Raw genomic sequence first — 3,211 nt, 5'->3', positions numbered from 1 at the left:
AATAACTTGTATGGCTTGGGACCTTTTCTATTCCTTCAAATAAAATTTGAGTAAGTAATTAAAATGAGAATCGAACAATAAGAATGTTCTAGTGAGTCATGGAGTCAAATTTAACGGTTTTCTATTAATCGAACCAACGCCTGTTGCAGCTACTCAATTAGAAAGAAGGTTCTCAGTTACTCGAACCAACGCTCGTTACGGCTGCTCAACTGAAAATCGACTCTCAGTTACTTGAACCAACAATGTTATTTGTAAGTCTAAATAGGGCCATCACATTAGAAAGATATGATATGATTTAATTTGTTTGGGTTTGGGTTTAGTCTAGTAATAGTTCAATGCTCGTGTTGAACTATTTTTTTTAATTCATTAAGTTGCCATTCTCGTTCGCGTGTTATAGCATTGCTATCTTTTGAGGTAAGCAATCCTATTGCCTTAATTGCATAGTCTGAAGCTACCATTGAGTGCTCTCTCATGTGTCCACTTCCTACTGCCTGTCCTGCGACTCTTAATGCCGTCTTCTGAATTTCATCATCACATTCTCGTGCGAGTTTATGGATTTTAAATCCTGCTTGTCTAACATCATGCATGCTTGCTTTATGCCATTGCCATAATTCATTTGTCTGAAACCCAATAGCAATGTCGTCTACTGAATTATAATCAATGTTTACAATATCCAGTATATGCTGAGCAATAGATAACGACCATTTCGCCAAATCTACTTGGTCCGTTTTTTCATATAATTTATCTATTTCTGCTCTCAGTTGATTATTATCTTTAATTTTTATTTTACTCTTTGTTGGCATGAAATCCCTCCATCACAACTTATAAACAACTTTTCCTATTCTGATACATTGAGATTGTTTCACGTGACACAATTTTCGGGTGGCTATTTTATAGTACTCAAAAAATTGCTACTCTTAGTTTTACTCTAAGAATAACAAAAAACAAGAGTGAACAAAAGCAGCACGAGAAATTAATTTCAAGCTACCTAATTCACCTTGTTTAAACTAAATTCAACGCATTTATATCCTTAAAGAAGAGTCTTTTTTTTATTTACAAACAAAAAAAGACACCATCCTAAGATGATGTCTTTCTAGTTGCGTGGCAACGTCCTACTCTCACAAAGGGAAACCCTTCACTACCATCGGCGCTAAGAAGCTTAACTTCTGTGTTCGGCATGGGAACAGGTGTGACCCTTCTTGCCATCATCACCACACAATTTCAATCAGAGAACATTGTTCTCTCAAAACTGGATAAGGTAAAAATCGTTTTTGTTCTGAATCCGTCGTACACCGCTTATTTCTTTGGTTAAGTCCTCGACCGATTAGTATTGGTCCGCTCCATATATCGCTATACTTCCACTTCCAACCTATCAACCTGATCATCTCTCCAGGGGTCTTACTCACTTACGTGATGGGAAATCTCATCTTGAGGGGGGCTTCACGCTTAGATGCTTTCAGCGTTTATCCCGTCCACACATAGCTACCCAGCAATGCCCTTGGCAGAACAACTGGTACACCAGAGGTGTGTCCATCCCGGTCCTCTCGTACTAAGGACAGCTCCTCTCAAATTTCCTACGCCCGCGACGGATAGGGACCGAACTGTCTCACGACGTTCTGAACCCAGCTCGCGTACCGCTTTAATGGGCGAACAGCCCAACCCTTGGGACCGACTACAGCCCCAGGATGCGATGAGCCGACATCGAGGTGCCAAACCTCCCCGTCGATGTGGACTCTTGGGGGAGATAAGCCTGTTATCCCCAGGGTAGCTTTTATCCGTTGAGCGATGGCCCTTCCATACGGAACCACCGGATCACTAAGCCCGACTTTCGTCCCTGCTCGACTTGTAGGTCTCGCAGTCAAGCTCCCTTATGCCTTTACACTCTGCGAATGATTTCCAACCATTCTGAGGGAACCTTTGGGCGCCTCCGTTACACTTTAGGAGGCGACCGCCCCAGTCAAACTGCCCGTCAGACACTGTCTCCCAGCCCGATAAGGGCTGTGGGTTAGAGTGGTCATACAGCAAGGGTAGTATCCCACCAACGCCTCCACCAAGACTGGCGTCCTGGCTTCATTGGCTCCTACCTATCCTGTACAAGCTGTACAAACACTCAATATCAAACTGCAGTAAAGCTCCATGGGGTCTTTCCGTCCTGTCGCGGGTAACCTGCATCTTCACAGGTACTATAATTTCACCGAGTCTCTCGTTGAGACAGTGCCCAGATCGTTACGCCTTTCGTGCGGGTCGGAACTTACCCGACAAGGAATTTCGCTACCTTAGGACCGTTATAGTTACGGCCGCCGTTTACTGGGGCTTCAATTCTGAGCTTCGCCCTAGAGCTAACCCTTCCTCTTAACCTTCCAGCACCGGGCAGGCGTCAGCCCCTATACGTCATCTTACGATTTTGCAGAGACCTGTGTTTTTGATAAACAGTCGCCTGGGCCTATTCACTGCGGCTGACCAATTGGTCAGCACCCCTTCTCCCGAAGTTACGGGGTCATTTTGCCGAGTTCCTTAACGAGAGTTCTCTCGCACACCTTAGGATTCTCTCCTCGACTACCTGTGTCGGTTTGCGGTACGGGCAGTTTGTTTCTAACTAGAAGCTTTTCTTGACAGTGTGACATCGGGAACTTCGGTACTTAATTTCCCTCCCCATCACAACTTGTTCTTAAAGAAGCAAGCATTTGACTCACTTCAAAACTTGTTGCTTGGACGTGCATATCCAACAGCACGTATTCCTTAGCCTACTGTGTCCCTCCATTGTTCAAACAAAACAAACTGGTACAGGAATCTCAACCTGTTGTCCATCGTCTACGCCATTCGGCCTCGACTTAGGTCCGACTAACCCTGGGAGGACGAGCCTTCCCCAGGAAACCTTAGTCATTCGGTGGACGGGATTCTCACCCGTCTTTCGCTACTCATACCGGCATTCTCACTTCTAAGCGCTCCACTAGTCCTCACGATCTAGCTTCAACGCCCTTAGAACGCTCTCCTACCATAGAACCAATGGTTCTATCCACAGCTTCGGTGTTATGTTTAGCCCCGGTAAATTTTCGGCGCAGGGTCACTCGACTAGTGAGCTATTACGCACTCTTTAAATGATGGCTGCTTCTGAGCCAACATCCTAGTTGTCTAAGCAACTCCACATCCTTTTCCACTTAACATAAACTTTGGGACCTTAGCTGGTGGTCTGGGCTGTTTCCCTTTCGAC

Annotated in this window: 1 protein-coding gene and 2 rRNA genes (1 of these 3 running past the window's edge); all 3 read right to left on the bottom strand. The window is 45.0% G+C overall.

The features are described from left to right. Positions 1-332: 332 nt before the first annotated feature. Entirely contained in the window at positions 333-803 is a 471-nt protein-coding gene (locus tag BP17_RS12785) for a putative immunity protein (RefSeq protein ID WP_035054925.1), read from the bottom strand. 296 nt (positions 804-1,099) lie between these two features. Further along, positions 1,100-1,216: ribosomal RNA gene (gene rrf, locus BP17_RS12780) — 5S ribosomal RNA — on the bottom strand. Between the two features lie 88 nt (positions 1,217-1,304). Beyond that, positions 1,305-3,211, bottom strand: a 23S ribosomal RNA gene (locus tag BP17_RS12775) (it continues 1,013 nt past the right edge of the window).

It is taken from the genome of Carnobacterium pleistocenium FTR1 (genome assembly GCF_000744285.1).
GTDB classification, from domain to species: Bacteria; Bacillota; Bacilli; order Lactobacillales; family Carnobacteriaceae; genus Carnobacterium_B; species Carnobacterium_B pleistocenium.
The sequence above is the reverse complement of the archived record's forward strand: the minus strand, read 5'-3'. Positions and strand labels throughout refer to the sequence as shown.

Excerpts from the sequence above, each read along its gene's own strand:
- BP17_RS12785 (WP_035054925.1), bottom strand. The coding sequence starts at position 803 with ATGCCAACAAAGAGTAAAATAAAAATTAAAGATAATAATCAACTGAGA.